The organism is Candidatus Magnetominusculus xianensis, assembly GCA_001541255.1.
GTDB classification, from domain to species: Bacteria; Nitrospirota; Thermodesulfovibrionia; order Thermodesulfovibrionales; family Magnetobacteriaceae; genus Magnetominusculus; species Magnetominusculus xianensis.
On record LNQR01000148.1, the window covers coordinates 1 to 2,142 of the forward strand.

At 56.9% G+C, this 2,142-nt stretch carries 3 protein-coding genes; all 3 read left to right on the forward strand.

Annotation, left to right across the window (positions count from 1 at the left end; translation table 11 throughout):
• The first annotated feature begins 557 nt into the window (after nt 1-557).
• Nucleotides 558-1,304, forward strand: coding sequence for an SAM-dependent methyltransferase (locus tag ASN18_RS16755; RefSeq protein WP_085053928.1), 747 nt, complete (start codon nt 558-560; stop codon nt 1,302-1,304).
• Between the two features lie 88 nt (nt 1,305-1,392).
• Nucleotides 1,393-1,845: a pyrimidine dimer DNA glycosylase/endonuclease V gene (locus tag ASN18_RS16760; protein WP_085053929.1), complete on the forward strand. Its 453-nt coding sequence runs from the start codon at nt 1,393-1,395 to the stop codon at nt 1,843-1,845.
• Nucleotides 1,842-2,142, forward strand: a 301-nt coding sequence (locus tag ASN18_RS16765) for a DUF188 domain-containing protein (protein ID WP_236861864.1), incomplete at its 3' end; no start/stop codon positions are given. The genes ASN18_RS16760 and ASN18_RS16765, both read left to right, overlap by 4 nt.

The window sequence follows — 2,142 nt, forward strand, 5'->3', positions numbered from 1 at the left end:
ATATCAAGAAGTTATCTGAAAAGGGCTACCTGCAAGGGTGGCCTTTTTTGCGTATAAAGTTCCAATAAATTCAATGGTTACGGAGACGGTCACAATGTGACGCGTCCGCCGCGAGGTCGGCCTCATGCCCACCCAGGCCAAAACCTGCCCCAACCCCTCTCTCTTTCTCAGTGGCCGAGGACTTCGGCCCATCCGACCTCACGCCCCTTTGACCCCGACCTCGCCCATAAAATCAACAGGTTGCACCCACCCCGACCTCAGAGCCATTTTGACCTCCCTTCGCACTGCTTCTGGATCGAAGGAACCCGACGTCAAAAAGGCGACCATGATCAAGATGGACACTTCTGAAAGCACCGTCCCTGGTGATGGACCATCCCTTTGAGTATCCTCATCAAGGCTGTTTTCTTTTTTTGCCGCACTCCAGAATGTAATGGTCCAAGCAAATTCCGTCCAAAATCACTTCAAACCTTTGCCAGAACTGAAGGCAAAACCGGATTCCTGATTATTTTGGGCAGCAGTGACCTTATCTATTCACACCCGTCAGGAGATTTTCCACAGTGGACATCCCACGAATATTCAACATCACTGAAAGTGCTCACCGCATCCATAACCCGATCACACCCGAAAAGCTCGCCACCCTCGGCGCGGCGCTGCGTCTGGAATCGGGGGCCCGAGTGCTCGATCTCGGCAGCGGTTCGGGGGAGATGCTGTGCACCTGGGCACGCGATCACGGCGTCATCGGCACCGGCATCGATATGAGCCAGTTGTTCACCGAGCAAGCGAAACTCCGTGCTGAAGAACTCGGCGTCGCCGATCAAGTAAAGTTCATCCATGGCGATGCTGCCGGCTATGTCTCTGACGAGAAAGTCAGTGTGGCAGCCTGTGTCGGTGCCACTTGGATTGCCGGAGGAGTCGGCGGCACTATAGAACTTCTGGCGCGGAGCTTGCGCCCCGGAGGGATCATCCTCATCGGCGAGCCCTACTGGCGGCAGTTACCGCCGACAGAAGATATTGCCAAAGGGTGTCTTGCCAACTCAATTTCCGACTTTCTCATACTTCCAGAACTTCTCGCGTCTTTTGTACGCCTTGGCTATGACATCGTGGAAATGGTTCTGGCTGACCAAGACGGCTGGGATAGATACGAGGCGGCTAAATGGCTCACCATGCACCGATGGCTTGAAGCCAATCCCGACGACGAGCTCGCTAAAGATGTTCGAGCCAATCTGACCTCGGAACCCGAGCGCTACGCCGCTTACACGCGTGAATACCTGGGCTGGGGTGTGTTCGCGCTGATGCTACGGTGATGCCGCTGGCACACCCGGTAGATCCTCAGCGGTTAGCCGCCTTGCGTCTTTTCGGTGCTTTAGCAAACCCAGGCAGGTGATGTACGGTATGCGACTCTGGACCCTTCACCCCCGGTATCTCGACGCCAAAGGTCTGGTCGCCCTGTGGCGGGAGGCGTTGCTGGCCCAGAAGGTGCTCCAGGGGATGACCCGGGGCTATACCCGCCACCCGCAGCTGCTCCGGTTCCGGGAGCAGGCAGATCCCGTCGGAGCTGTGGCTGCTTATCTTCGGGAGGTGCATCAGGAGGCACTGCGGCGGAACTACCGGTTCGACGCCTCCCGCATCTCGGCAGCGACATGGAGCGGCTCCATTCGGGAAACGACCGGGCAGCTTCTTCATGAATGGATGCATTTCCTGGGCAAGACCGCTGTTCGGAGTCCCGATCATCACGATTCCTTGATTCAGATCGCCAGACCCACTCCCCATCCCCTGTTCAGCATTGTGAATGGGGAGGTGCAGGAGTGGGAGCGCCTCGTCCAGAAATACGATGGTCCAAAATGATGATCTACGTGGATGCCGACGCCTGCCCGGTGAAGTCCGAGGTGATGCGGGTCGCCGAACGCCATGCTCTTTTCGTCCACATGGTCAGCAACCAATGGATGCGCTTGCCAGCCCATCCCCTGTTGAACCTCCGGGTAGTCATGGGCGGTTTGGACAAGGCCGATGACTGGATCGTGGAGCGCATTGAGCGGGGGGATATCGCCATCACGGCGGACATTCCCCTGGCCGCCCGCTGTCTAGCCCGGATATTTCATGAAAAAGGGTGGCGAGATCTCGTAAATTCCTTTATAATCAGTT

What these genes read in the sequence shown, in the direction of transcription:
- ASN18_RS16760 (WP_085053929.1), top strand. Translation starts at nt 1,393, where the DNA reads ATGCGACTCTGGACCCTTCACCCCCGGTATCTCGACGCCAAAGGTCTG.